20 protein-coding genes and 1 pseudogene are annotated in these 26123 nt (G+C 67.0%); 14 read left to right on the forward strand and 7 right to left on the reverse strand.

Annotation, left to right across the window (positions count from 1 at the left end):
• The first annotated feature begins 171 nt into the window (after nt 1–171).
• From LGN19_RS06955 to LGN19_RS06975, 5 genes are read left to right on the forward strand one after another with little or no spacing between them, the layout of a single operon-like run.
• A complete protein-coding gene (locus tag LGN19_RS06955; protein ID WP_226213692.1) occupies nt 172–657 on the forward strand; it encodes a hypothetical protein in 486 nt (161 codons plus the stop codon).
• A complete protein-coding gene (locus LGN19_RS06960; protein WP_122947634.1) occupies nt 650–1657 on the forward strand; it encodes a UDP-glucuronic acid decarboxylase family protein in 1008 nt (335 codons plus the stop codon). The genes LGN19_RS06955 and LGN19_RS06960 overlap by 8 nt, the downstream gene beginning before the upstream one ends.
• Nucleotides 1654–2643: a UDP-glucose 4-epimerase GalE gene (gene galE / locus LGN19_RS06965; RefSeq protein ID WP_226213693.1), complete on the forward strand. Its 990-nt coding sequence runs from the start codon at nt 1654–1656 to the stop codon at nt 2641–2643. The genes LGN19_RS06960 and galE overlap by 4 nt, the downstream gene beginning before the upstream one ends.
• Before the next feature lie 35 nt (nt 2644–2678).
• Entirely contained in the window at nt 2679–4082 is a 1404-nt protein-coding gene (locus LGN19_RS06970; protein ID WP_226213694.1) for a UDP-glucose dehydrogenase family protein, read from the forward strand.
• 26 nt (nt 4083–4108) lie between these two features.
• Nucleotides 4109–6760, forward strand: coding sequence for a glycosyltransferase family 2 protein (locus tag LGN19_RS06975; RefSeq protein WP_226213695.1), 2652 nt, complete (start codon nt 4109–4111; stop codon nt 6758–6760).
• Nucleotides 6761–6797: 37 nt separating this feature from the next.
• Here LGN19_RS06975 and LGN19_RS06980 read toward each other — a convergent pair whose 3' ends face one another.
• Nucleotides 6798–7721: an AraC family transcriptional regulator gene (locus tag LGN19_RS06980; RefSeq protein ID WP_122947638.1), complete on the reverse strand. Its 924-nt coding sequence runs from the start codon at nt 7719–7721 to the stop codon at nt 6798–6800.
• A 181-nt stretch (nt 7722–7902) separates the two neighbouring features.
• Between LGN19_RS06980 and LGN19_RS06985 the strand changes: the two genes are divergently transcribed.
• The 4 genes and pseudogenes from LGN19_RS06985 to LGN19_RS07000 all read left to right on the forward strand — a co-directional run.
• Complete coding sequence (locus LGN19_RS06985) at nt 7903–8364, forward strand: (2Fe-2S)-binding protein (protein ID WP_021162969.1); 462 nt, start codon at nt 7903–7905, stop codon at nt 8362–8364.
• A 2-nt stretch (nt 8365–8366) separates the two neighbouring features.
• Entirely contained in the window at nt 8367–10577 is a 2211-nt protein-coding gene (locus LGN19_RS06990) for a xanthine dehydrogenase family protein molybdopterin-binding subunit (RefSeq protein WP_226213696.1), read from the forward strand.
• Nucleotides 10578–11028: 451 nt separating this feature from the next.
• Entirely contained in the window at nt 11029–11427 is a 399-nt protein-coding gene (locus tag LGN19_RS06995) for a winged helix-turn-helix domain-containing protein (RefSeq protein ID WP_122947641.1), read from the forward strand.
• Between the two features lie 496 nt (nt 11428–11923).
• Nucleotides 11924–12115 (forward strand): annotated as a pseudogene (locus tag LGN19_RS07000) (lytic transglycosylase); the annotation flags it as partial.
• 19 nt (nt 12116–12134) lie between these two features.
• On the opposite strand, the gene asnB reads toward LGN19_RS07000, so the two are convergent.
• Together asnB and LGN19_RS07010 are read right to left on the reverse strand one after the other, a co-directional pair.
• Nucleotides 12135–14102 carry an asparagine synthase (glutamine-hydrolyzing) gene (gene asnB, locus LGN19_RS07005; RefSeq protein WP_174955778.1) on the reverse strand — a complete coding sequence of 656 codons (1968 nt, stop codon included), beginning with the start codon at nt 14100–14102 and terminating at the stop codon, nt 12135–12137.
• A 272-nt stretch (nt 14103–14374) separates the two neighbouring features.
• Entirely contained in the window at nt 14375–15208 is an 834-nt protein-coding gene (locus tag LGN19_RS07010) for a helix-turn-helix transcriptional regulator (protein WP_175220176.1), read from the reverse strand.
• Between the two features lie 284 nt (nt 15209–15492).
• Here LGN19_RS07010 and LGN19_RS07015 point away from each other — a divergent pair, with 284 nt between their 5' ends.
• Nucleotides 15493–16398 (forward strand): helix-turn-helix transcriptional regulator, encoded by a 906-nt coding sequence (locus LGN19_RS07015; RefSeq protein ID WP_226213697.1) that lies wholly within the window; start codon nt 15493–15495, stop codon nt 16396–16398.
• 132 nt (nt 16399–16530) lie between these two features.
• Here the strand turns inward: LGN19_RS07015 and LGN19_RS07020 are convergent, their stop codons facing one another.
• Both LGN19_RS07020 and LGN19_RS07025 read right to left on the reverse strand, forming a co-directional pair.
• Nucleotides 16531–18177: an NRAMP family divalent metal transporter gene (locus tag LGN19_RS07020; RefSeq protein WP_226213698.1), complete on the reverse strand. Its 1647-nt coding sequence runs from the start codon at nt 18175–18177 to the stop codon at nt 16531–16533.
• Nucleotides 18178–18296: 119 nt separating this feature from the next.
• A complete protein-coding gene (locus LGN19_RS07025) occupies nt 18297–18434 on the reverse strand; it encodes a hypothetical protein (protein ID WP_164462697.1) in 138 nt (45 codons plus the stop codon).
• 1077 nt (nt 18435–19511) lie between these two features.
• Here LGN19_RS07025 and LGN19_RS07030 point away from each other — a divergent pair.
• Complete coding sequence (locus LGN19_RS07030) at nt 19512–19781, forward strand: hypothetical protein (protein ID WP_122947645.1); 270 nt, start codon at nt 19512–19514, stop codon at nt 19779–19781.
• Between the two features lie 119 nt (nt 19782–19900).
• Complete coding sequence (locus LGN19_RS07035) at nt 19901–21388, forward strand: carbohydrate porin (protein ID WP_226213699.1); 1488 nt, start codon at nt 19901–19903, stop codon at nt 21386–21388.
• Nucleotides 21389–21484: 96 nt separating this feature from the next.
• Here the strand turns inward: LGN19_RS07035 and treA are convergent, their stop codons facing one another.
• Both treA and LGN19_RS07045 read right to left on the reverse strand, forming a co-directional pair.
• Nucleotides 21485–23236: an alpha,alpha-trehalase TreA gene (gene treA / locus LGN19_RS07040; RefSeq protein ID WP_226213700.1), complete on the reverse strand. Its 1752-nt coding sequence runs from the start codon at nt 23234–23236 to the stop codon at nt 21485–21487.
• A gap of 136 nt (nt 23237–23372) precedes the next feature.
• Nucleotides 23373–24002 (reverse strand): TetR/AcrR family transcriptional regulator, encoded by a 630-nt coding sequence (locus LGN19_RS07045; protein ID WP_226213701.1) that lies wholly within the window; start codon nt 24000–24002, stop codon nt 23373–23375.
• Between the two features lie 186 nt (nt 24003–24188).
• On the opposite strand from LGN19_RS07045, the gene LGN19_RS07050 reads away from it, so the two are divergent.
• Nucleotides 24189–24578: a darcynin family protein gene (locus LGN19_RS07050; RefSeq protein ID WP_226214029.1), complete on the forward strand. Its 390-nt coding sequence runs from the start codon at nt 24189–24191 to the stop codon at nt 24576–24578.
• A gap of 26 nt (nt 24579–24604) precedes the next feature.
• Complete coding sequence (locus tag LGN19_RS07055; protein ID WP_226213702.1) at nt 24605–25993, forward strand: MFS transporter; 1389 nt, start codon at nt 24605–24607, stop codon at nt 25991–25993.
• Nucleotides 25994–26123 lie beyond the last annotated feature (130 nt).

Below are 26123 nucleotides of genomic sequence, written 5' to 3' on the forward strand. Positions count from 1 at the left end.
CGTTCATCCTTTTCGCGCTTTCATTCGCCCTGCTTTTCATACCCCAAATCATTCGATGAACAGCGCATTCGAGACACGTTTTTAATCCGTCATCAGCGCATTTCTCATTGATGAAACATTCAAATTCAACACCTGTTTGACGAACCCATTCCCGCAAAAGCCTGATTTATCGTGCGTTTCGTCGTATCGAATTGCATCGATCCGGCAATTGGCCGGCTCGCTTTCCTGTCCCCACGATACACGCATGAAACAAAAGCGCGTCTATCGTGCGGCAATTGCGCGGCAATCACGGCGCCACGCGTCCCGCGCATCGCGACGGCATCGTCCATGGCATGCCGATTGCCTGATCTCCGGCTCTCACCGAGCGGCACGCCTGGGCACAAGATCACGGGCGGCGGTCTGCTCGCCAATCAGCGTATCGGGGAAAAGGCGATGAAGATCACCACCGATCGAGCGACGCTTGCGTCGTTCAAGCATCAACGGGGTAGTCAGCGAAACCGGAGCGCCTGTCGCGGCGCTTCGTCGACATCAGCCCATGCGAACCGGCGCTCGCCGACACGCTACCCGTGCAGCGGGATGGAGCGTGTGCGCGCCGCCGTCGAGCAGATCGACGTGGGGTTCCCTGAGCTGAACGACGAAGGAGAAAGCCATGAATGACAGGGTCGCGCTCGAGACGCGCGCCGGTCAGCGCGTCCTCGTGACGGGCGGCGCCGGCTTTCTCGGCAGCTACGTCTGCGAGCGCCTGGTCATGGAAGGCGCGTCCGTCACGTGCATCGACAGCCTGCTGACGGGACGCAAGCTCAACGTCGCCGACCTGAAAGCGTCCGGCCGCTTCGAGTTCGTGAAGGGCGACGTCTCGCTCGGCCTGCCGCAATTGCAGGTGGACGAGATCTGGAATCTCGCGTGCGCGGCGTCGCCCCCCACCTACCAGATCGATCCCGTCCATACGATGATGACGAACGTGCTCGGCATGAACCACTGCCTCGCACTTGCGCGCAAGACCGGCGCGCGGGTGTTCCAGGCGTCGACCAGCGAAATCTACGGCGACCCGGGCGTGCACCCGCAGACGGAAACCTATCGCGGCAACGTGAACACGATCGGCCCGCGCGCGTGCTACGACGAAGGCAAGCGCGCGGCCGAGGCGCTGTGTTACGACTACTACCGCACACACGGCATCGACGTGCGCGTCGCGCGCATCTTCAACACCTACGGCCCGCGGATGTCGCCGCGCGACGGCCGCGTCGTGTCGAACTTCATCGTCGGCGCGCTCAACGGCGCGCCGCTCGAGATCTACGGCGACGGCAAGCAGACGCGCTCGTTCTGCTTCGCCAGCGACCTGATCGACGGTTTCTTCTGCCTGATGCGCGCCGAGCGCAACGTCGGCACGCCGGTCAACATCGGCAATCCCGGCGAATTCACGATGATCGAGCTCGCGGAGAAAGTGCTCGCGATGACGGGCTCGAAATCGGAGCTCGTGTTCCGGCCGCTGCCGATCGACGATCCCCACCTGCGCCGGCCCGACATCTCGATCGCGTCGGCCGAGCTTGGCTGGCGGCCGGCCATCGATCTCGACGAAGGCCTGCGCCGGACCGTCGACTATTTCAGCCGTGAACTGTGGCTCGAGCCGGTGCTGCGCCTGACCGGGGCCACGACATGAAAGTGCTCGTGACAGGCGGAGCGGGCTATATCGGCAGCCATACCTGCAAGGCGCTCGCGGCAGCGGGACATGAGCCGGTCGCCTACGACAATCTGTCGACCGGCCATCGCGACGCGGTTCGATGGGGGCCGCTCGTCGCGGCCGACATTCTCGACCGCGACGCGCTGTCGAAGGCGTTCGCCGCGCATCGGCCCGACGTCGTGATCCATTTCGCCGCACTCGCCTACGTCGGCGAATCGGTGCTCGCCCCCGACCGCTATTACACGGTCAACGTCACGGGCACCTGCACGCTGCTGAGCGCGATGCACGCAGCCGGCGTCGGCCGGATCGTGATGTCGTCGTCGTGCGCGACCTATGGCATTCCGGACGTACTGCCGATCTCGGAGCGCACGCCGCAGCTGCCGATCAATCCGTACGGCTTCTCCAAGTACGCGATGGAACGGATGGCCGCCGATTTCGAGCGCGCGTACGGGTTGAAGTGGGTCGCACTGCGCTACTTCAACGCGGCGGGCGCGGACCCGGACGGCATGATCGGCGAATGCCACGAACCGGAAACGCATGCGCTGCCGCTCGCGATCCTCGCGGCACTCGGCACGGGCCACGCGTTCCAGGTGATGGGCACCGACTACCCGACGCCCGACGGCTCGGCGATTCGCGACTACGTGCACGTGAGCGATCTCGCCGATGCGCACCTGAAGGCGACCGACTATCTGTGCGGCGGCGGCCACAGCGTCGCACTGAATCTCGGCACCGGCAAAGGAACGTCGGTGCTCGACGCGCTGCGCGCCGTCGAAGCCGTGACGGGCCGCCACGTGCCGACAGTGACGGCCGCGCGCCGCCCGGGCGATCCGCCCGAGCTGTACGCCGACGCCACGAAGGCCGCGCTCGTGCTCGGCTGGCGGCCGCGTTTCACCGCGATCGAGCCGATGGTCGAACACGCCGCGGCGTGGTTTCAGAAAGAACTGCAATTCGCATCCGGAAAGTAAGCCAGTTTCCTTGTACGCCACCCAGGGGAATCACCATGAAGGTACGGATCGCCATCGTTGGCACCGGCTATGTCGGGCTGGTCAGCGGCGCGTGCTTTGCGGATCTCGGGCACGACGTCGTCTGCATCGACAACAATCTCGGCAAGATCGACGCGCTGAACGAAGGCTGCATGCCGATCTACGAACCGGGCCTCGACGCCGTCGTCGCACGCAACGTCGAACGCGGCACGCTGCGCTTCAGCAGCGACCTCGCGGCGAGCGTGCGCGATCGCGATGCCGTGTTCATCGCGGTCGGCACGCCGACGCTGCCGGGCACCGACCAGGCGGACCTGCAATACGTCGAGGCGGCCGCGCGCGAGATCGCGTCGAACCTGACCGGTTTCGCGGTCGTCGTCACGAAGTCGACGGTGCCGGTCGGCACCAACCGGACCGTCAAGCAGATCGTCGAACGCTGCGCGCCGGATGGCGTCGACGCGGCGATCGCGTCGAATCCGGAGTTCCTGCGCGAAGGCTCGGCGATCGACGATTTCATGCATCCGGATCGCGTCGTGTTCGGCGCCGAGCATCCGCGCGCGATCGAGATCATGAAGGCCATCTATGCGCCGCTGGAAGCGACGGGCCATCTCGTGCTCGCGACCGAGATCGAAACGGCCGAACTCGTGAAATACGCGGCGAATGCGTTCCTCGCGGTGAAGATCAGCTACATCAACGAGATCTCGGACCTGTGCGAAGCCGTGGGCGCCGATGTCGAACTGGTCGCGAACGGCATGGGCCTCGACCGCCGCATCGGTGCGTCGTTCCTGAAGGCCGGCCCCGGCTGGGGCGGCTCGTGCTTCCCGAAGGACACGCGTGCGCTGAAGGCGACGGCTTCCGAGCATGCGGTGCCGCTGCGCATCGTCAGCGCGGCGATCGAATCGAACGCGCTGCGCAAGGAACAGATCCTGCGCCGGATCGAGAAGGCCTGCGGCGGCTCGATCAAGGACAAGCGCATCGCGGTGCTCGGCCTCACGTTCAAAGGCCAGACCGACGACGTGCGCGAAAGCCCGAGCATCGACGTGATCCAGCTGCTCGTCGGCGCGGGCGCGCATATCCGCGCATACGACCCGGCGCGTCCGCACGAGGCGTCGCGGCTGCTGCCGCAGGTGTTCATGGAGGGCTCCGCGATCGACGCGGTGCGCAGCGCGGACGCCGTCGTCGTGATGACCGAATGGAAAGCGTTCGAGGCACTCGATCTCGCCGACCTCGCGGATCACATGGCCGATCCCGTGATGCTCGACATGCGCAACCTGTTCAGCGAACGGCTGGCCGTCGACAGCGGCTTTCGCCGCTACGAACGCGTGGGCCGCTCGTGCGGCGATCGCCTGCCGGCCAACCCGGCACCGGAACAACAGCACGTGAGCGGGGACACCCGGCCGCAGCGCGGCCTGCTTCAAGACTGATGGTCTGACCTTGACGGGAGAACACCATGAAGAAGCTGGTTGCGTCGCTTGCCGGCGGCCCTGCGCCGGATACGGCCGACACCATCGCCCCGGAAGGGGATCGCGCCGCATCGCCGCACGCGGACGCCCCGCTCCTCGTCCCGTTGATGGACAGCGGGACCCGGATCGTCTTCCATATCCTCGCGTTGTGCTGGTTCGTCGCGCTGGGCATCTTCTGGCGCTGGTGGCTGCGCGACGAGCACTATGTCGACGCATTCCGCTTCGGCGTCAACTGCTTCGTGCTGTTCTGGACCACCTTCATTCCCGGCTACTTCATCTTCATCATCCGCTCGGCGGTCGTGCCGAACCCCGCGCTGCCGGTGCCGCGCGACTGGCGCGTCGCGATGGTCGTCACCAAGGCGCCGTCCGAGCCGTTCGACATCGTCCGCACGACGCTGCTCGCGATGCTCGACCAGACCTACCCGCACGATACGTGGCTCGCCGATGAAGACCCGTCGCCCGAGACGCTCGACTGGTGCCGCGAGCGCGGCGTATTCGTGTCGACGCGGCGCGGCATTGCCGCGTACCACCGCGCAAGCTGGCCGCGCCGGACCAAGTGCAAGGAAGGCAATCTCGCGTACTTCTACGATACGGTCGGCTACGACAACTACGATTTCGTGTCGCAGCTCGATGCCGATCACGTGCCGACCCGTACCTATCTCGAGGAGATGCTGCGGCCGTTCATCGATCCGGAAGTCGGCTACGTGTCGGCGCCGAGCATCTGCGACAGCAACGCGGCCGAAAGCTGGAGCGCACGCGGGCGCGTGAACGTCGAGGGGCCGCTGCACGGCACGATGCAGGCCGGCTATGCGGGCGGCCTCGCGCCGCTGTGCATCGGCTCGCACTATGCGGTGCGCTGCCGCGCGCTGCGCGAGATCGGCGGGCTCGGGCCCGAACTCGCCGAGGATCACTCGACCACGATGATCTTCAATGCGAAGGGCTGGCGCGGCATGCATGCGCTGAACGCGATCGCGAACGGCGAAGGGCCGCGCACGTTCGGCGACCTGGCCACGCAGGAATTCCAATGGTCCAAGAGCGTGATGATCATCATGCTGCGTTACACGCGCCACTATTTCATGGGGCTGCCGCTGAAGCTGAAGGCGCAGTTCCTGTTCTGCCAGTTGTGGTACCCGCTGTGCGCGCTCGCGATGGCTGGCAGCGTCGTGATTCCGGTCGTCGCGCTGCTTACCGGGCGTGTATGGGCGCACGTCGACTACCTCACGTACCTCACCTACTCGCTGCCGCTGACCGTGCTGATCCTGTGCGTCGTGACCTGGGCCACGCATTCGACCCAGTCGTGCCGCCCGCTGAATACGAAGCTGCTGTCGTGGGAAGGACTGTCGTTCGTGTTCGCGCGCTGGCCGTGGGTCGTGCTCGGCTGCGCGTCGGCGGTGTTCGACTGCGTGCGCGGCAAGGAATTTCCGTTCAAGGTCACGCCGAAAGGCGGCACGATCGAACAGGATGCGCCGCTGCGCGTGGTCGCGCCGTATCTGCTGATCTCGCTGTTCTGCAGCCTGCCCGTCGTCACGGTCGAGAATCCGCGCAACGCCGCCGGCTTCTATCTGTTCTCGACGCTGACGAGCATCCTGTATCTCGCGATCGCGGCCGTCATCGCGGTGAATCACGGCAGGGAGCAAGGGCTCGAGTGGTCGGCGTTCCGGCAGATGTTCTTCAGCCGCCTGCCCGTACGCAACGCGCTGTTCGTCATCGCGCTCGCGATGCTGCTGTCGGGCATCGGGCTGCGCGCGCCGAAAGGCTGGCAGGCGATGATGTGGCGCTCGGGTTTGCCGGCCATGGTCGCACCCGTGCCGGGCGAACCGGTGAAGCAGCCCGAACTCGGCGCGTACGATCCCGAGAAGACACTCGCGGACAGCCGGGATCTCGCGTTCGACCATGTGTTCGTGTCGTGGAACGCGCCCGACATCCGCGCGGAAATCGACGATGCGTACCAGAACGCGCAGGCGCGCAACCGTTCACTGATACTGACCGTCGAGCCGTGGGCGGCCGGCGACACGCGGCAGGGCGCACTGCTCGACGATATCGCGCACGGACGCTACGACGCGCGGATCGCGGCCACCTGCTCGGCGCTCGCCGCGTTGAAGAGCCCCGTGTTCGTGCGCTGGGGCCACGAGATGGAGGCCGACACCGGACGCTATCCGTGGGCGATCGGCGATGCGTCGGCCTACGTCGATGCGTACCGGCGGGTCGTGACCACGTGCCGCGCGATGACCGACCAGATCCGCTTCGTGTGGTCGCCGGCCGGCAACCGGAACCTCGACGACTATTTCCCGGGCCGCGGCTACGTGGACGACATCGGCCTGTCCGTGTTCGACTGCCCGCGCTGCGCGGTCTGGCCGGTTGGCGGCCACGCCTCCGCCGCGAGCATCCTGCGGACCAAGTACGAGCGCGTGGCCGACTACGGGCTGCCGGTGATGGTCACGGAGCTCGGCGTCGACGGGTCGAATGCGCGCAAGCGCGAGGCGCTCGACGAATTCCAGCGGTCGCTGTGGCGCTATCCGCTGCTGAAGGCCGTGGTGTATTTCAACGCGGTCGATACGCCGGGCGCGTGGCCGGCGCACTATGTGCCGGACTGGCGGATCGCGCCGGCGTTCCTGCAGACGTCGGTGGTCGCCAGGTGAATGGATCGGTGCCCGGTGGCGCGTCAGCAGCGCGCCATCAGCCGAGCAGCTCCTTCTTCCGCAACTGCACGACGTCGCGCATCGGCGGTGCGCCGAACAGCCGGCTGTATTCGCGGCTGAACTGCGACGCGCTTTCGTAGCCGACGACGGCGGCCACCGACCCGACATCGCCGCCCTGCCGCAGCAACAGCCGTCGCGCCTCGTGCAGCCGCAACTGCTTCTGGTACTGCAGCGGGCTCAGCGTCGTCACGTGCTTGAAATGATGGTGCAGCGACGACACGCTCATGTTGACCGCCTGCGCGAGCGACTCGACGCGCATCGGTTCCGCGAAGTGATCGCGGATCCATTCGATCGCGCGCGCGATCCGGTGCGTCTGGCTGCCCGCGATCGCCATATGCCGCAGCCGCGTGCCCTGCCCGCTCGTCATCAGCCGGTACAGCAGTTCCTTTTCGATCAGCGGCGCGACGACCGGAATGTCGGCCGGCGTATCGAGCAGCCGCAACAGCCGCAGCGCGGCATCGAGCAGCGGCGGCGTCAGCTCGGCGAGCGCGATCCCCTCGCCCTCGGGGCCCGCGTCGGGTTCCGGCAGCCGCATCTCGGCCGCGAGCTCGACGATGCGCTGCGGATCGAGTGTCAGCGACAGGCACAGGTACGGCGCGTCCGGCGACGCGCGCGTCACGCGCGACAGGATCGGCAAGTCGATCGATGTAATCAGGCAATTCTGCGTGTCGTACTCGTAAGCCTGGCCGGCCACGATCACGCGCTTCGCGCCCTGCGCGGCGATCACGAGCGCGGCCCGCGACACCCCGCAGCCGAGATCGACCGGCCGCGTGTGCCGGTGCAGCATCAGGCCCGGCACGGCCGTCGAATGCGAGCCGTCCGCCGGCGCAAAACGGCCGATCAGCATCGCCAGCTCGCGCCGCCCGGATTCGCGCGACGCCACGATATCGGTCATGTCCATGACACTTCCTCGATCAATTTCCTCATGTCGCGGGAGCATAGCGAAACCGCCCGCGGCCTGCCCGGGATTTGCAGGATTGTTCAATAAATTTGCAGGATTGGGTAGACGCAAAAATCCGCTGCTCGCGCACACTGCCCGCTGACCGGGCGCATGCCGGGTTTTCCCCACGGAGACAATCACAATGCCTACCTCGTTTGTCCTGAACGGCAAGAACGTCACGCTCGACGCCGATCCGTCGATGCCCGTCCTCTGGGCGATTCGCGAACACGCGGGACTGACCGGCACGAAGTTCGGCTGCGGCATGGCGCAGTGCGGCGCGTGCACGGTGCATCTCGAAGGCCAGGCCGTCCGCTCGTGCGTGCTGCCGCTCGCCGGCATCGCGGGCAAGCACATCACGACGATCGAAGGCCTGCAGAGCAAGCCCGCGCAGGCCGTGCAGGCCGCCTGGGTCAAGCTGCAGGTGCCGCAGTGCGGTTACTGCCAGTCGGGCCAGATCATGTCGGCCACCGCGCTGCTCGAACAGAACCCGAAGCCGACCGACGCGGACATCGATGCCGCGATGAACGGCAACCTGTGCCGCTGTGCGACCTACGCCCGCATCCGGGCGGCGATCCACGACGCGGCCGCAACGCTGGGAGCGTGACCATGACGATCGAACTCGACAACACCGGTTCGGTGCGTCCGTCGCGCCGCACGTTCCTGAAGGCCGCGGGCGCCGCGGCCGCCGTCAGCCTGACCATCGGCTTCGAATGGGCCGGCCTCGGCCGCCGCGCGCTGGCGGCGACGGCACCCGCCGCCGACTTCGCGCCGAACGCGTTCCTGCGCATCACGCCCGACGGCGCCGTCACGGTCATCGCGAAGCACGTCGAACTGGGCCAGGGCGCGTATACGGGCATCGCGACGATCGTCGCCGAGGAGCTCGACGCCGACTGGTCGCACGTGCGCGTCGAAAGCGCGCCGGCCGATGCGAAACGCTACGCGAACCTCGCGTTCGGCACGATGCAGGGGACGGGCGGCAGCTCGGCCATGTCGAACTCGTGGCAGCAGCTGCGCGAAGCGGGCGGCAAGGCCCGCGCGATGCTGGTATCGGCCGCGGCGGCCCGCTGGAAGGTACCGGCCGGCGAGCTGACGACGGCCAATGGCGTCGTCACGCATGCGCAGAGCGGCAAGACGGCCGCGTACGGCACGCTCGTCGCCGATGCGTCGAAGCTGCCGGTGCCCGACAAGGTCACGCTGAAGCAGCCGGCCGATTTCAAGCTGATCGGTCACCGGATCCCGCGCGTCGACGCGTCGGCAAAATCGAACGGCACCGCGCATTTCACGCTCGACACGACCTTCCCCGGCATGCGCGTCGCGCTGCTGCAGCGGCCGCCGCGCTTCGGCGCGAAGGTGAAATCGTTCGACGCGACGGCGGCCAAGGCCGTGCCGGGTGTCGTGTCGGTCGTGCAGGTGCCGGGTGGCATCGCGGTCGTCGGGACCGGCTTCTGGGCCGCGAAACAGGGCCGCGACGCGCTGAAGGTCGAATGGGACGAAACGAACGCCGAAAAGCGCAGCTCGGACGAGATCATGCGCGAATACCGGCAGCTCGCCGACAAGCCGGGCACGTCGGCACGCAAGGACGGCGATGCCGATGCGGCGATTGCGGGCGCGGCACGCAAGATCGGCGCGACCTACGAATTCCCGTATCTCGCGCACGCGCCGATGGAGCCGCTCGACGCGGTCGTCAAGCTGACGGCGGACAGCTGCGAGATCTGGGCCGGCGACCAGTTCCAGACGGTCGACCAGGCCAACGCGGCCCGGACGGCAGGGCTGATGCCCGAGCAGGTGCAGATCCACACGCTGTACGCGGGCGGCAGCTTCGGCCGGCGCGCGAACGCGTGGTCGGACTACGTGGTCGAGGCCGTGTCGATCGCGAAGGCGCTCGGCGCGGACGGCAAGCCCGTCAAGCTGCAGTGGACGCGCGAGGACGACATCCAGGGCGGCTTCTACCGGCCGATGTACTTCCACAAGCTCGACGCGGGGCTGACCGCGGACGGCAAGCTGGTCGGCTGGCGCCACCGCATCGTCGGCCAGTCGATCCTCGCCGGCACGCCGTTCGAGGCGTTCATGGTGAAGAACGGCGTCGATGCCACCTCGGTCGAGGGTGCGGCGAACCTGCCGTACGCGGTGCCGAACGTGTCGGTCGAACTCACCACCGCGAAGACGGGCGTGCCCGTGCTGTGGTGGCGCGTGGTCGGCAGCTCGCACACCGCCTACGCGGTCGAGGCGTTCATCGACGAAGCCGCGCACACGGCCGGCAAAGATCCGTACGCGTTCCGCCGCGACCTGCTCGAGAAGGAACCACGCATGCGCGCGGTGCTGGACCTCGCCGCGCAGAAGGCCGGCTGGGATCCGGCCAAGCCGCTGCCGAAGGGCCGCGGGCGCGGGATCGCGGTCGCCGAGGCGTTCAAGAGCTATGTCGCGCAGGTGGCCGAGGTGTCGGTCGATGCGGACGGCCAGGTGAAGGTCGAGCGCGTGGTGTGCGCGGTCGATTGCGGGATCGCGATCAATCCCGACATCGTCGCCGCGCAGATGGAAGGCGGCATCGGCTTCGGGCTCGGCGCGGTGATGCACAGCGCGATCACGCTGAAGGACGGCCAGGTCGAGCAGCGCAACTTCGACGGCTACCACGTGCTGCGTATCGCGGAAATGCCGAAGGTCGAAGTGCATATCGTGCCGTCGGCCGAAGCACCGACCGGGGTCGGCGAGCCGGGCGTCGCGCCGGTCGGGCCGGCTGTCGCGAACGCGATCTTCGCGGCGACGGGCAAGCGGCACTACGTGCTGCCGTTCGATTCGGCGGATAGCGCGAAGGCTTGATGACGGGCCGGAACGCCGGCTGCGGGACGGAAGACGTCTTGCGGCCGGCGTTTTTTTCCGGACGCGGCCGATGCAGGGTTCGATGTCGGCGAAAATCGCCCGTAACGCATTGATCCATATAGAGAACCCGTCGATTCACGCAAGGTTCGATGCAGGGTTCGACCTCCGTCCGCAGCGACGTTCCGCCGGCCCCGATTCCCGCCTCCCACACGTTACGCCCGACGTAACGGCCGTAACGTCACCCCCCGATGCTACGTAACAATCCTTCACGGTTGCCCCGCCCCCTTTTCCACCCGTTCCGCGCCTCGCGTTAAAAATTCTTTTAAATTCAAGGCCGCCACGCCGCCTGCGCCGGTGCAGTCCCCTGTCGATAGATGACGATTTGCCCCCTGGCCCGAAAGTTGCAGCACAGGACCCGCAAACACTCCTTTATGGACATGCGAGGGCCACCATGGATTGCAAATACCTGTACATCGACAACATAAAAATCAACTTCGTGCGCCGCACGATCGAAATCGACAACAAAGTCGTTGACGTCACGCCGCGTGAATTCGACGTCGTCGAATTCCTGCTCGACAACATGAACAAGATCGTGCCGCGGCAGGCAATCCAGGAAGCCGTGTGGGGCCGTGAACTCGGCGTGTCGTCGCGCACGCTCGACACCCATATCTCGCGTATCCGCTCGAAGCTGCAGCTCGATCACGACAAGAACCTGCGGATCATCCCGATCTACGCAGTCGGCTATCGCCTGGTGCTGTTCGGTGCGGCGATGACGCACGTCGAGCGCCACGAAGCGGCACCGCTGCTGCGCGTCGCACCGCAGGCCGTGATGGCCGCCGACTACGCCTGACGATTCGCCCCACGTGCCGCGCCATCGCGGCACGCGAGCGACATTCCCCCCACCGCGCTGCGCCGCTCCGCAGCGCCTCGCGGCCCGCCCGTCGGGCGCGGCCTGCACGCCGCCCGGCCCGCCAGCCAGTCGCGACCCGACCGCCGCCTCCGGGCGGCGGTCGCTTTTGGACGCCTGCGTCCGCGCATCGCCACGCTTCGTCGCTACCGCTCCGGCCGCCGCCGCCGCCCATGCCCGAGACGACGGATTCCGGCGTGACACACGACCATTGCCGTCCCTACAATCGACGCAGCAGCCGCGCGCCCTGCGCGCCGCCGGCCCCTGAACGAACGGAACGACCTTGAAGATGCGCGATTCGCGAACCGTTGTCGCCTGCCTGTACGCACTGGTTGCGCTCGCGTGCGCCGCGCCGCGCCTGGCACACGCGGCGAACGACCACGCGCTTCACGTCGCGTCGACGACGTCGGGCAATCCGGATGAAGACAGCGCCGGGCGCGACACGCCGCCCGCACGCCAGCGACGGATGGATGCCGTCGCGACCACGCCGCCCGATCGCGCGCGTCGACAAGCGTCGCCGGCGGCCTCCGCCGATCCGCCTTCGTGCCATGCGCGGCCCGTGACGACGCGGTGCCGCGGCCCGCACGCGAACGACGCGACACAGCGCTGCACGCGCTGCCTCGATCAGTGACGACGCGCAGCGCGCCCGCTTACGCGGCGCGCTGCGCTTCCAGCCACGCCTGGAACATCAGCACCGTCCACAACTGGTGCTGCCAGTTCATCCGGCCGGTCTGGTGCTGCCGCCACAGGCGCTCGACCGCGGCCGCATCGAAGAAGCCTTCCTCGCGCAACCGCGACGGCCGCAACAACGCCTCAGCCCAGTCACGCAACGAACCGCGCAGCCAGTGATCGACGGGCGCGCAAAAACCCTGCTTCGGCCGGTCGATCAGCGCGGTCGGCACGTACCGGTCGAGCAGCCGGCGCAGCAGCGCCTTCGACTGCCCTTCCGGCAAACGCACCTCCGCCGGCACGCGCCACGCGAATTCGACGACGTGATGGTCGAGGAACGGCATGCGCGTTTCGAGGCTCACGGCCATCGCCGCGCGGTCGACTTTCGCGAGGATGTCGGTCGGCAGGTAGGTGAGCGTATCGATCGCCATCGCCTGCTCGGCGAAGCTCAGGTGCGCGGGCCACGCGGATACGGTGTCGAGCGGGGTTGCCGGCTCCTGCCCCGACAGCGCGAGGCGCTCGGGATGATGCACCGACGACATCAGCAGCCGGTACAGCCCGATGCGGCTCTCGGCCGTCATCACGTGGCCGAGCTTGTGCAGGCGATCGCCGATGCGCGTCGCCGATTCGCGAGCCTCCACGCCGCCCCACGCCCCCTGTGCGACAGCCGCGAGCTGATCCGCGTGATCGGGACGCAACGCATGCAGCGCGGCGGCGATCCGCGCGCGCACGGCGCCCGGGACGCGATGCAGCTTGCGCCACAGGCGCGGCGTCAGGAAGTAGCGCGTGTAACCGCCGAACAGCTCGTCGCCGCCGTCGCCGGACAGGCTCACCTTCACGTGCCGGCGCGTCAGCTCCGACACGAGAAAGGTCGGGATCTGCGACGCATCGGAAAACGGTTCGTCGTAGATCGACGGCAGCTTCGGCACGACGCCGAGCGCATGGTCGGCCGTGACGTACAGCTCGGTATGACGCGTGCCGAGATGGCGCGCGACGGCCTTCGCATAACCGGCTTCGTCGTAGCCGGCTTCATGGAAGCCGATCGTGAACGTGTCGACCGGCGTCGACGATTGCGCCTGCATCAGCGCGACGATCGTCGACGAATCGACGCCGCCCGACAGGAACGCGCCGAGCGGCACGTCGGCCTCCATCTGCCGCGCGACGGCCTGGCGCAAGACCGTGTCGAGCTGGCCGACCGCCTCGTCGGCGCTGCCCTCGAACGGCTGCGCGCGGCCGTCCTCGATCGCCTGTTCGAGCGTCCAGTACGCGCGCAGGCGCGGCGTGTCGCGCGCATGCTCGAACTGGATATACGTGCCGGGCGGCAGCTTGCGGATGCCGCGATAAATCGTGTGCGGCGCGGGCACGCTCGACTGGCGCAGATACAGGCACAGCGCGTCACGATCGATCGCGCCGTCGAAGCCCGGATAGCCGCGCAGCGCCTTCAGCTCGGACGCAAACACGAGCGCGTCGCCGATCCGGCCGTAGTAGAGCGGCTTCTCGCCGATCCGGTCGCGCGCGAGCGTCAGCACCCGCGATTCGCGATTCCACAGCGCGATCGCGAACATGCCGGTCGCGCGCCGCAGCGTCGCTTCGACACCCCACGCGACGATCGCCGCGATCAGCACCTCGCTGTCGGAGTGGCCACGCCACGCCGGTGCGCGACCCGCGCGCTCGAGCTCGGCACGCAGTTCGCGATGGTTGTAGATTTCGCCGTTGAAGACCATGACGTAGCGGCCGCACGCAGATGCCATCGGCTGTCGGCCGTGTACCGACAGGTCGACGATCGCGAGACGCCGGTGGCCGAGCGCAATGCCGGCTTCCGGATCGACCCAGATCCCCTGCCCGTCCGGCCCGCGATGCGCGAGGCTTGCCGTCATGCGCGCGAGCGTGCCGCGCGCTGTCTCCTCATCGAAGGCGACGCTATTCAAAAAGCCGTCGATTCCGCACATTGATTTGTCCGCCCCTGTTGACCAGTTCCGTCACGCATGGCGCAACCTCGCGGCCCGCCGTCCGGCGTGACGGTCGAGCCATATTACGAAGAAATAAATCAGCAATAATTCACTGGTGAATGCTGCAATCACTCGAAAAAAGCACTGTCAAGCATCGTGTGCGCATCGCGGCGGCGCGCGCGGCCGAATCGGAATCGGCACGTCGGGCCGGCCACGGGCAGGCCGGCCCGACGATCATCGGGTCACGCGGAGCAAACAGGGGACGGACTGCGTCAGGACGGCAGACGGCGCGCCGCCAGATACGCAAGCTGCGCGCGGTTCTGCACGTTGAAGAGTTTTTCGAGCGAGCGGATATGGTGGCCGACCTTGTGCAGCGACGTGCGCAGCGCGCTCGCGATTTCCTGGTCGGACAGCCCGTGCACAAGGCGGTCGAGCACCTGCTGCTGCTCGTCGCCGAGCGCGAAGCCGCGCATGCGTGCGATGCGTGCCTCGAGGAACGGCAGCGCGACGCGATGCACCGCGAGGCTGACCGACAGCGCGCCGCCGATCACGCGATCGTCGATCCATTCGGTGCCGTGCGTCTCCGACGTCACGTTCACCGCGACACGCAGGTCGAGGCGTGGCGCCGACAGGCCGAACAGCACGCCGCTGTGCATCGCATGCGCGCGCAGATGGCCGGCGAGCGCCAGCATCTTGCGGTCGCCGCTGCCCTGCGCGGCCGCCTCGATCTCGTCGAGCCGCCACGCGACCGGAAAGCCGCTTTGCCGCACCTGCGCGAACCGCGGGTCGCTCTCGTAGAGCATGCCTTCGATAAACGGCTGCATGAACGTCGCGGGCGCGAGGTCGCGCAGCAGATGCGCGCACAGGATGCGCCGCCCGATCATTTCAAAAGCGCCGTAACCGAGCGTACTGAAACCGATTTGCCGCAATCGCGCATGGCATTGCGCAAAATCGACCGAGCCAAGGTCGGTTTTACCGGATTCAATTTGAATGCCGGTAAAAACGTCATGCCCGATTGCCTGATATTCATTCGAATAAGCCGCAGCCGTTGCGATATCGGCCTGCGAAAACCACTCGACGCGTGGTGCGCCGTCAGCATATGCCATGAGGAGCCCGCCCTTTCCCAATATGTGAACCTGCGCCCCGTCACGATCTGGTCTTTTCTTTATGGATTTTCTGGTCTTCGTTATATGCGTGCGAATAGGAATCTTTCGCCGCCATTAGTATTACGGCATATTACGCGTACACCGGCATTTTTGTACAATGCCCCCGCGTTTCGTCAGGGATGACGATCGGCGCATATCACACCGATGCGCGATCGCACCGCCGCGAATGCCGTACACGATACGGCCGCCGCCAGGCGATGCGCGTCGATTCCGAGGGATGGCTCATGTCCGATATTGCATTGCATGAAGAAGCGGTCGCCCCAATCTTTCCCCGCCCGTCGCACGGGCTGGACGCGTGCCCGGACGCGCTGCGGGAGCGCCCGGTGCAGGTCGTCTGGTGCGACGACGTGCAACACGGCGCGCTCACGCAGCCGCACGCGCCGAAGCTCGGCGTCGCCGATACGCTCGCACACGCGCAGAGCACGGCCGAGCGCAGCCGGATCGTCGCGAGCCTGCTGCATCTGACGGGCTTCTCGACGTTCGCGTACTTCGCGCTCGAATTCGCGCACGAGCGGGTCGAAAGTCTCTACCTGCACGAAGCGTTCACGCCGGCCACCTATCGCGGCGACTACGTGCGGCACAACCATCACGACATCGATCCGCGCACGCTCGGCGCGCGCGTGTGCAACATGCCGATCGTGTGGGACCTGCAGCAGTTGCGCCGCGAACACCGCGAGCGCGACGCCGGCCCGCGCGTGACGCCGGCCGCGCTCGACGGCTTCCTGCAGACGATGCAGGACGACGGGATGTGCAGCGGCGTCATGTATTCGATGGCCGTGCCCGGCACGCGGCTGCACGCGTTCATGAGCTTCACCGCGCCGCGCCGCACGCGCGAATGGATCACGCCGGCGACGATCGAGCAGGCGCTGTCGATCGGGCTGTCGGTGCACAAGTTCGCGTCGCCGCAACTGATCTCGACGTCGCGCGAACGCGCGGTGAACGGGCTCACGCCGTTCGAGCAGGAACTGCTGCTCGGCATCGCGGAAGGCGCCTCCGACAAGGAGATCGGCCGGCGCCTCGACACCAGCGCGCACAACGTCGACTATCACCTGCGCAAGCTGCGCAAGCGCTTCGGCGTCGCGAACCGGATCCAGCTCACCTACCTGACGTCGAAGCTCGAATTGATCTGACGGCCGCCCGGCGTGCGCGGCGCGGCGCGTCGCAAGCAGACGCGTAAACGCACATGCCGGCCTCGGGGGCCGGCATGTGCGGGTTGCGGCGCGGTGCCGGGTCCGGCGCCGCTTCCTGGAAGATGCGCTGCGTTACTTCAGCAGCATCATCTGCACCACCTTGACGATCACGAGACCGACCGCGATCACGAGATAGCCGCGCAGCACGGCCATCCACACGCGCGTCGTCAGCGTCATCTTCTGCGGCTCGAGCGTGTCGAGCGGCGGCATGCGCCACGTGTCGCGTTGCGAGCGGTCGACGCCCGGTTCGACGACGCGCTTGTTGCGGCGGATCAGCACCGTCGCGAGATAGCCGACGATTGCGAGCACGCTGCCGCCCACCAGCACATCGAGGATCGCTTCACCGCTGATGTCCGGATACATCACCGATGCGGTCAGGATGATCGACAGCATCACGAGCACCCAGATCACCGCGCCCGTGAACACGTTGAGCTTCGTCGAGTTGATCCACGGGCCGAGCACCTGCTTGTCGTTGCAAAGCAGCAGCAGGAACACGGTCGCGCTCGGCAGCAGCACGCCCGCGAGCGTTTGCACGGCTTCCGTCAGCAGGCCCAGCGGGCTGCCCGGGATCAGCACCAGCGCCGCGGCGGCCGCGACGATGCCGAAGTAGACGAGATAGAAGCCCTTCGCGTCCGACACGTTACGATGCAGCGAGTGGCGGATCTTGAACACGTCGCCGATCGCATAGGCGGTCGACAGCGATACGGCCGCTGCGCCGATGATGCACGCGTCGAGCAAGGCGACGGCGAACAGCGTCGCGCTCGTGCGGCCCGAATACTTCTCGAGGCCCGCGATGATGCCACCGGCGTCGGTGAAGTTGCCGAATTCCGGATGGCCCGAGAACAGCTGGGCCGAGAACGCGATCATCGCGACTGCGCCGACCAGCACGAAGGCGATGCCGATCCACAGGTCCGCCTTTTCATACTTCATGAAGCGCGGCGTGATGCGCTTGTCGATCACGTAGCTCTGCTGGAAGAACAACTGCCATGGCGCGACCGTCGTGCCGACGATACCGATCACGAGCAGCATCACGTCGGACAGCTTCGCATGCGCGGGCCAGTTCGGCACGAAGAAATCGCGCGAGATCTGCGCCACCGGCGGATGGATCGACACGAGCACCGGCACGAGCAGCAGGCTCAGCAGGCACAGCACGATCGCGAACCGCTCGAAGCGCCTGAAATCCCCGGTACTCACCGCGGCCATGGTCAGTGCCGCGGCCACGCACACGCCGGCCACCTTCGGCAGCCCGAAGAAATCCAGCACGAACGTGATGCCGATGAACTCGGTGACGATGGTGAGCGCATTGAGCAGGAACAGGTCGATCACGCTGAACGCGCCCCAGAATTTCCCGAAGCGCTCGAAGATCAGGCGTGCATGGCCGACGCCCGTGACCGCGCCGAGGCGCAGCACCATTTCCTGGTTCACGTAAAGCACGGGCACGAGCAGCAGCAGCGTCCACAGCAGCGTCGTGCCGTAGTTCTGGCCGGCCTGCGTATAGGTGCCGAATGCGCCGGCGTCGTTGTCGCCGACCATCACGATGAGGCCGGGGCCGATGATCGCGAGCAGCGTGCGCAGGCGTGCCCACCACGTGCCGCGGGTGCCGGTGTCGTGATGCGCGATCGTGCCGAGCGCGCCGCGGATATCGCCCAGGTGGGCTTCGTCGAGCACGGCGCTGCGTTCGGCGGCGATCGGTGGAGAAACGTTGGATGGCGTGGACATGATTTATTCCGTACGGCTAAGGGTTATCTAAAGAGCGTGTGACCTTGGAATGCGCGCGGGGCAGCCGCTCGATGGCGGCCGTGCGTGCGCATGCCGAGGCGCGCTCGGTACTGCTTGCTTCAGTGGATCAACGATTTCAGCTGGTTCAACAGGCGGGAGAACACCCGCGGACGGGCGTCGAGCGTCAGCATCGCGTCGTAGTGGTTACGCGATTCCGTGACGTGCGGGAGGTTCGACAGCAGAAGGCCGAAGTTCATGATCTGGCTCCGTGCGGCGACGGCAGGCGTGCCGGCCGCGTGTTGGGCGCGGGGCCAGTCCGGGGCCTGAACGACGTGTCAGGCTAGTCGGCCGGATTGTCCCTGCGACCCGGGTTCAAAAGGGTCTGTATGTGCAATGGGCATAAGGGACAACTGTCACTGTCGTTCATGGCGGCTCCTGTTCCTGTGCGGTGTTCCGGAGAACACGGTTGACCGCCGTCAGGCCTGCGGGCCGGGATTCGCGAGCCCGGGAAAGGCGTGCGCGAACGCGGCCGCCTGCCAAGCGGCGGTGAAACCGGACGGCGCATGCGAAAACGCATCACGCTAACCGGCGCGAATCAGGGTGCACGTAGGGAGTTACTGCTGAATACTGCTGCGCGCACCGTTTGCCTGGGTGACAAACGGCGGCTTCTAGTGAGGCGCGGACGTTTGTCGCTCAGGCGGAAATTTCGTTCGAAGATCGACTACTGCAGGCGTCCAAGGCGGCGGCCCCAAAAGTGAAGATGGCGGATTCTATGGACGCCCCGAAAGTGAAGTCAACCCCTCGAAACCCCTTTTCTCGAAATAAATTTCCTGCTTCGCGGCACTGAAAGATTTGCCCTTGAAAACACGCGGCACAACCTTTCAGGGCGCGTTGTCCCGTCGGGGTCCGATGCGTATGAACAACGGGGCGGCGCCTCCCGTCGTGTTCATCTGCCGCCCGCCCCGTGCCCGAGCAGGCCGTCGCGGCGCTCGCACAACGCGCGTCGCTTTTTATGCGTTTTTTACTTGCGCTGCAGCAAACGACACGCATACAATCCGCCGCAATTCATCAAGGGAGTCCCTCCGTGGACACATGCTCTAGTTGTAGTTCGATGCCGGTCCAGGCCGGCCAAGCCATCGCGAGATAGCAGCCAGACGCATGTCTTTCGCCGCTAGCTCGCATTCGTCGGGTTAGCGCGCTTCCTCCCGGGCCGGCCATCGCCGGTTCATCCGTTGCACGCTCCGTTACGTTCCACCCTCCGATCGCAGGCCGCGTCATGCGCCCGCGCTCGACCACGTCGTCCGGCCCGAGCCGGACCGGACGGAGGCAGCGTCATGTTTCTTCAATCGTTCGCGGTCAGACTCAAGCGCATCGTGCATGTCGCATGCGACCGCTCATTCGTTTCCGGCCTCTCGCCGCTCGCTCACGCGTTCAGCAACTGGCGCGGCACCGTGCTCGCCCACGTGCCGGCAGCGCCTCGCCCGCTCGACTGCCTGATGGTCGCGGTAATGGCAGCCGCGGTCGCGCTCGTCGCGCTGCTGTGCTCCGTCGCGCCGCGCCTCGGCTTCGCACAGGTGGGGCGCGTCGGCGGCTGGCTGCCGTAAGTCCCTCGTCGCGCGGCCGTGCCACGCGCCAGGTGCCGCCGTGCGATCGTCTCGCCACGCTTCTCGCAACACGTTTTCGTTTCTTCAGCTTAACTAATCAAACCGTCAACGGAACCCACATGAAGAACTACCTCGAACCCGTCCCGCGCAAGCTCCGCCTGAACGCGCTCGCCACGCTGCTGCTGTCGCTCGCCGCCGCGCCCGCGTTCGCGCAATCGTCGCCGCCTGCCGCGGCCGAACCGGCGGCCGGCGCCAGCGACGCCGCCGCTCCCGCACAACAGGCCGCCGATGCTGCCGCGCCCGCACCCACCGGGTTCTGGGAGCGTTCGAACCTGCTCGGCAACATGGGCGGCCTGCGCGACGTGCTCGGCGATCACGGCATCACGCTGAGCCTGCAGGAAACCAGCGAGTACCTGTACAACACGTCGGGCGGCACGAATCGCGGCGGCGCGTACCAGGGGCTCACGCAATTCGGTTTCAACGTGGACACCGGCAAGGCGGTCGGGCTGCCGGGCGGCACGTTCAACGTGTCGGCGCTGCAGATTCACGGCACCAACCTCACGCAGCGCTATCTGCAGACGCTGCAGACCGCGACCGGCATCGAGGCGAATTCGACCACGCGCCTGTGGGAACTCTGGTACCAGCAGTCGCTGCTCGACGGCAAGGTCGACGTGAAGGTCGGCCAGCAGAGCGTCGACCAGGAATTCATGGTGAGCCAGAACGCGGCGACGTTCATGAACGCGACGTTCGGCTGGCCCGTGCTGCCGTCGACCGACCTGCCGGCCGGCGGCCCCGCCTATCCGCTGTCGTCGCTCGGCGTGCGGCTGCGCGTGAAGCCGGCCGACGCGTGGACCGCAATGGTCGGCGTGTTCGACGGCAACCCGGCCGGCCGCACCGACGGCGACGCGCAAGTGCTGAACGCGCACGGCACCAACTTCAACCTGCGCAGCGGCGCATTCGTGATCGGCGAAGTGCAGTACGCGCTGAACGCGCCGCCCGCCGATCCGAAGGCACCGCAGCCGGCCGGCCTGCCGGGCACGTACAAGCTTGGCTTCTGGTATCAGTCGCAGCATGCGAACGACCCGCGCTTCGGCACCGACGGCCTGTCGCTCGCAGATCCGGCGAGCAACGGCACGCCCGCCACCCATCGCGGCAACTACTCGTTCTATGCGGTCGCGGACCAGATGGTATGGCGGCCGTCGGCCGACAGCCCGCGCTCGGTCAACGTGTTCGCGCGCGTGATGGGTGCGCCGGGCGATCGCAATACCGTCGATTTCGCTGCTAACGCAGGCGTGACGCTGAAGGCGCCGTTCAAGGGACGCGACAACGACGTCGCAGGCATCGCGGTCGGCTACGCGAAGATCGGCTCGCATGCGCGCGGCCTCGACGGCGACACCGGCGTCTACTCGACGCCCGGCTACCCGGTGCGCCGCGCGGAGACCGTCGTCGAAGCGACCTACCAGTACCAGGTCACGCCGTGGTGGCAGATGCAGGCCGACCTGCAGCACTTCTTCCGTCCGGGCGGCGGCATCCCGAACCCGAACGCGGCCGGTGCGCGCATCGGCGACGAAACGGTGGTCGGCGTGCGCACGACGATCACGTTCTAACGCAAGCCGGATGCAAACACGGGCCGGACGGCCGCTTGCGCGGCAGTCCGGCCCGTGCGTTTTCTTGCGATACCAGCGCGCGGCCCGCGCCGCGCGTCACTCGCCGTACTGCCCCAGCAGTTTCAACGTGACGCCGTTGGTCCAGCCGAAACCGTCCTGCAGCGGATACTCACCGCCTCCACCGCCGCCCGTGCCGGCGCCTTCCACCACGTACTTCTCGACGAGCTTGCCTTCGGTCGCATACACATGCTTCACGTCGGACAGGAAGCGGGTGCCGATGTCCTTCGCGAGCGCCGGTTCGCCATAGCGCCGCAGCCCGTCGATCGCGATCCACTGCAACGGCGCCCAGCCGTTCGGCGCATCCCACTGCTGCCCGGTGTTCTCGGTGGTCGTCGCGAGGCCGCCCGGCTGCAGCAGCGTCTTGCGCACCTCGCGCGCGGTCGCCTTCGCGCGCTCGGGCCAGGCCACGCCCGCGAACAACGGATACAGCGCAGCGGCCGTCACGGCATCGCGCGGCTTGCGTTGCTGCCAGTCGTAGTCGCCGTAGTAGCCGCGGCGGTTCCACAGATAACGGTTGATCGCGGCCGCGCGCCGCGACGCGCGCGCTGAAAAATCGGTCACGCATGCCACGTCGCGCGTGACCGTGCAGCCCTTCACGATTGTCGTCTCGAGATGGAACATCAGGCTGTTCAGATCGACCGGCACGATCGACGTCGTGCGGATCGTCGCGAGCGTCTTGCCGTCGCCGAACCAGCGCGAGCTGTAGTCCCAGCCGCTTTCGGCGCCCGCGCGCAGGTCGCGGTAGACCTCGTTCGCCGGACGCCCCGGCACCGACTTCGCGGTCGTCACGTCCTCGAGATACGACTCGTCGCGCGGCGTATCGCTCGCATCCCAGTAGCGGTTCAGCACCGCGCCGTCGGGCATCGCGACCACGTGGCGCGCGGCCTGCCCGCGCGGCGTCGTGGTTTCGCCCTGCATCCAGTAAGCATGCTCCTTGCGCAGTTCCGGCAGGTATTTCTGATAGACCTTGTCGCCTTCGGCCTGCGCGGCGAGCGTGACCATGTACGCGAAGAACGGCGGCTGCGAGCGGCTCGCGTAGTACGTGCGGTTGCCGTTCGGGATGTGCCCGATCGTGTCGATCAGATGGGCGAAATTGTCGAGCATGTCGTCGACGAGATCCTCGCGGCCCGACACCTGCAGCCCGAGCATCGTGAAATAGGTATCCCAGTAGTAGCCTTCGCGGAAGCGGCCGCCCGGCACGACATACGGCTTCGGCAACGGGATCAGCGAACTGTAGGGCGGCACCGTCGCGCTCGTGCGCGTGAGCTGCGGCCACAGCCAGTCGATGTGCTGGCGCAACGTCTGGTTCGGCGGCGGCGTCACGCCGCTTTCCGGGGGCGGCGTGAAATGCTGGCCGACGAACGCCTTCAGCGAGAAGCCCGGCTGCGATTTCTGTTGCTGATACAACTGCACGATCGTCGCGGGGTCGCTATCGGGCGTCGCGTCGACGAAAGTCTTCTGGTCGGGATAGATCTGCGCGGTCTGCACCGCGACGAACAGGTCGCCGTAGAGCTGGCTCGGCGGCGGCAGCAGCGTGCCCGACGCGGGGGCGGCAATCGCGGCCGTGGGCGGCGGTGCTGACTGGACAGCCGCCTGCGCGGCGGCCTGGTTCGCGTTGTCGGCCTGCGCGGCGCAGCCGGCCACCGCGAGATACGCGACGGCCAGTGCGGCGGCCCAGCGAAGACGCGGTGCGGGCTGCGCGAGATGCAGTGAAAGACGGAGCGGGAAGCGGGTCGGGAAGCGGCCAGAGAAGCGAGATGCAATCGATGCGGCACGACGTGACGTCATGACGTGTCCCCTCCTTTCGATGGTGAGTGGGTCGGCACGAGGTCTCGTTCGCGCGCGCGCTCGTCTCGATGGCCCTCGATCGATGCGCGTCGTTTTGTGCTGCGAGTGGGTCCGACTGTCGCACGAAACGCGCCCATCAAGCAAGTTTCGATTCGCGCGACTCGCGCAGATAACCGCGCACGGCCCGCCACGCCCGCGCGTCGAGCCCCTCCGCATCGGTCTCGCCGCGCGCCCCCGCCGCATCGACGATCCCCTTCACGATCGCGAGCAGATCGTGCGCGACGACATCGGGCGCAGCAACGCGCGGCGCATCGCGCTGCGCGAGCGCATGCAGCAGCGTCGCGTGGATGCAATCCGCGACGCGTGCGGTGCGCGCGCCGAGCGGCAGCCGCGCCTCCTCGAAATCGATCAGCCGCGCGAGCACGGGACGGCGCATCTGGTGCGCGACGGCCGCGCGTACCAGTGCGCGCAGTACGTCGTCGCATGACGACAGCGCGCCAGCCCGGTCGACGTCGTCGAGCAGGTGCGCACTCTCGCGCTCGACGAGCGCGGCCGTCAGCGCATCGCGGTTCGGGAAGTATTGATAGAGCGAGCCGATGCTCACGCCGGCCAGCGCCGCGACCGCGTTCGTCGTGTAACCGTCGAAGCCGTCGCGCTCCAGAATGCGAGCAGCGGCCTCGACGATCGCGTCGACGGTGGCCACCGAGCGGCGCTGACGCGGCGCCTTTCGCGGCGCCAGCGGGATTCGTGAAGACGATTCGGACATGGCTGGAACGCGAGTTTCGAATATGAGCAAACGCTCATATTCTAGAAACGCCCTGCCACGCCGTCAAAAGGAATCAGCGTGCCCCGGCTGACCGCGCCCTCGCCCACCCTGTTCATCCTCGTGAAGACACGCCCCGAATGGCCTGGCCGCCCCGCGCCGCAGCGCTTATGACTGCGGCGCGAACCCATCGCGCCGCTCCGCACGACTCACGGCGCAAACGTGTCGCCGCGCGTTGACGACGCCGGGTTCCACTCGGCACGCGTGACCGACGTGCGGGTCAGGCGCACGCCGGACCACCACACATGCGAACGCGTGATCGAGGCGCGCCGCGAGATACCGTTCCGGGATCGCGACTTCAACATCGTCACGATCCTGTCAGGTGTCGAGCACGTGAATGCGTCCGGCGACGGCAAGATCGTACTGTCCGCCGTCCAGACCCATGCGGCACGCAGACGCCATGCAAGCGCCGCATCCGCGCAGTCGTTCTTTCCATGCCGCCCGCTAAAAAAGACGACTGTTGCAACATGCGGAACAACTGTTGTCGTACGTGACTCAACGGTCACATTGTGGGCATAATGACGCCTTTACCGCGCGCCCAGCCCATGTCGCCCGTCTTTCTAGCACCGCTCATCGTTGCCTGTGCGTTGTTCATGGAAAGCGTCGACGCGAACATCATCGTCACCGCCCTCCCCGCGATGGCAAGGGACTTCGGGCACAGCCCCGTCACGTTGAACATTGCGATCACGGCCTACGTGGTCGGGCTCGGCGTGTTCATCCCGATCTGCGGCTGGCTGGCCGACCGCTTCAGCGCACGTTCCGTGTTCCGCACCGCGATCGGCATCTTCGTCGTCGGCTCGCTGATGTGCGCGGCATCCAGTTCCCTCGGCGTGCTCACGTTCGCACGCTTCATCCAGGGCGTCGGCGGCGCGATGATGGTGCCCGTCGGCCGCATCATCATCTTCCGCGCCGTGCCGCGCTCGGATCTCGTGCGCGCGATGAACTACCTCGCGATTCCCGCGCTGTTCGGGCCCACGGTCGGGCCGCTCGTCGGCGGCTTCATCACGACCTACCTGCACTGGCGGATGATCTTCTTCATCAACGTGCCGATCGGCATCTACGGGATCTACCTCGCGAGCAAGCACATCGCGAACACGCGCGAACCGGATCCCGGCCCGCTCGACTGGTTCGGCTTCCTGCTGTCGGCCAGCGGTGCCGCGCTGCTGCTGATGGGGCTCACGCTGATCGACGGTTCGCTCACGTCGCGCTCGAACGCGCTCGTCATGTGCGTGACCGGCACCGTCCTGCTCGCGCTCTACGTGCCGTACGCGCGCCGCAAGGAGCGCCCGGTGCTCGACCTCAGCTTCTTGAAGATCCCGACGTATCACGCGAGCGTCGTCGGCGGGTCGCTGTTCCGCATCGGCCTCGGCGCGGTGCCGTTCCTGCTGCCGCTCGCGCTGCAGGAAGGGCTCGGCATGAGCGCATTCCATTCGGGTCTCATCACGTGCGCGTCCGCGTTCGGCGGCGCGATGAGCCGCTCGACGGCCACCCATACGCTGCGCCGCTTCGGATTCCGCACGGTACTGATCTACAACGCGGCCTTCGCGGGTCTCGCGATCGCCGCCTATGGCGTGTTCCATCCCGGCATGGCGACCTGGGCGATCTGGCTGATCGTGCTCGTCGGCGGCATCTTCCCCGCATTGCAGTTCACGAGCCTGAACTCGATGGTCTACGCGGACATCTCGCCGCGCGATGCCGGCCGCGCGACGAGCCTCGGCAGCGTCGTGCAGCAGATGTCGCTCGGCCTGGGCGTGACGGTGGCCGGCCTCGTGCTGCACATTTCGCACTGGCTGCAAGGTCATCAGAAGATGGTGTGGTCGGATTTCTGGCCCGCGTTTCTCGTGGTCGGGCTGTGCTCGTTCGCGTCGATTCCGATCACGCGGCGGTTGCCGCCCGGCGCCGGCGACGAAGTCGCGCGTGGCAAGCGGTCCTAGACGACCGGCTGACAAACGGAAATCGGTGGAAGGGACAGAAGGAAAAGCGTCCCGAGAGGCAAACCGGAAAATACAAAAAAATCAGCGGACATCCACACGGGGCCGGTGCACAGCCGCATGGATGTCCGCT

Source organism: Burkholderia sp. AU30198 (genome assembly GCF_020419825.1).
Lineage (GTDB): Bacteria > Pseudomonadota > Gammaproteobacteria > Burkholderiales > Burkholderiaceae > Burkholderia.